Genomic DNA, 1,259 nt, shown 5'->3' with positions numbered 1-1,259 from the left:
CAGGCTAGGCCAGCGGGGCATCGCCCCTCTCCGCGCGCGCCCTCTCGATGAGCCCCGGCGTCAGGTCGAGCTCGGCCAGAGGCACATCCTCCACGCCGTAGGCGTCAAGCAGCGCCGCCGCATCGTCCCCGAGCATCGCCCTGAAGGCGCGCGCGGGCGTCGAGAAGCCGAGCGCGCCGCGGGGCTCGGAGTTCACGTGCGACATGGCGAGCGCCAGGTCGGCCGGGGATAGCCGGTCGAACCTGAGCCCGGCGCCCTTGGGCAGCAGCTTCCTGATCTCGACGTGGTTGCGCTCGCAGGCGCCCTTCTGGTCGCTGCGGCGCGGGTCACAGTAGAACAGCCTCGTCTCGCCGGGCCCCTCGCCGAGGAGCGCGGCGATCGCGCCCTCGTCGGAGAACTCGGCGCCGTTGTCGGTGAGCACGGCGCGGAACACGCGGCGCGCCCCGTCTGCGCCGAGGACCGCCCGGACGCCCTCCAGGGCGGCCGCGACGCACCCGGAGGTCTTCTCCCCGAGCAGGAGCGCCAGCTGGAGCCTGCTGGGGCGGTGGAGCAGCGTGAGCAGGCAGGCCGAGTCCTCCCGGGCGCCCTCGACGGTGTCCATCTCCCAGGCCGCGGCGCACGCGTCCTCCCCGAGGGCGAGGAACGCGGCGTATGACCTGCGGGCGGAGTGGCGCGTGGCCGCCCGGACGGCGGCGCGCCTCCTCGGCCTGTAGCCGACCTTGCGCCTGAGCTCCATGTTGGTCATGCCGTCGTAGCCCGCCGAGACCCAGCGGTAGATGGTCGACGGCGACAGGTCCACCGGCCCTCCGTTGCATGCGGCCATCTGCTCGGGCGAGAGCCCCCGGCGCAGGCAGTCCCTGATGGCCTCCAGCCTGGCCGCCGCGGCCGGCTCGTCGGCGTCGATCCCGCGCCTGGACGAGACGAGCACCGAGTCCGCGCACAGCTGCGCGGCGCGGGCCTCGTAGAAGACGTGCGGGCGGCGCTTGCAGCCCATCGCGCGGTACCGGCCGCACCCGTTGCAGCAGCGCGGCCACGCCGCCAGGCGCGGGCAGGCCGCCGACAGGTCGGCCGAGCCGTCGACGCGCTCGCCGCGCCTGGGCTTCGGCGCCGTCACGAACCTGTGCGACGCCACCTCGGCGCTCACCGTCGAGGGCGACCTGCCCAGCTCCCTCGCGATCTCCCTGCACGAGGCCCCGCGCTCCAGCATCCTCTGGACCGTGTCCCGCTCGTGCCTCGTGAGCCTTCCGTAGGCCCTCGGG

The 1,259-nt window shown here is 74.7% G+C and carries 1 protein-coding gene; it reads right to left on the bottom strand.

What is annotated here, in order from left to right; translation table 11 throughout:
• Positions 1 to 4: 4 nt before the first annotated feature.
• On the bottom strand, positions 5 to 1,259 hold a 1,255-nt coding region (locus ABHR63_RS09970), incomplete at its 5' end, for an IS30 family transposase (protein ID WP_346966005.1).

Source organism: Collinsella aerofaciens, assembly GCF_039752775.1.
Taxonomy (GTDB): domain Bacteria; phylum Actinomycetota; class Coriobacteriia; order Coriobacteriales; family Coriobacteriaceae; genus Collinsella; species Collinsella aerofaciens_R.
Note: the sequence above shows the minus strand (reverse complement) of the source record. Positions and strands in the feature narration are given on the sequence as shown.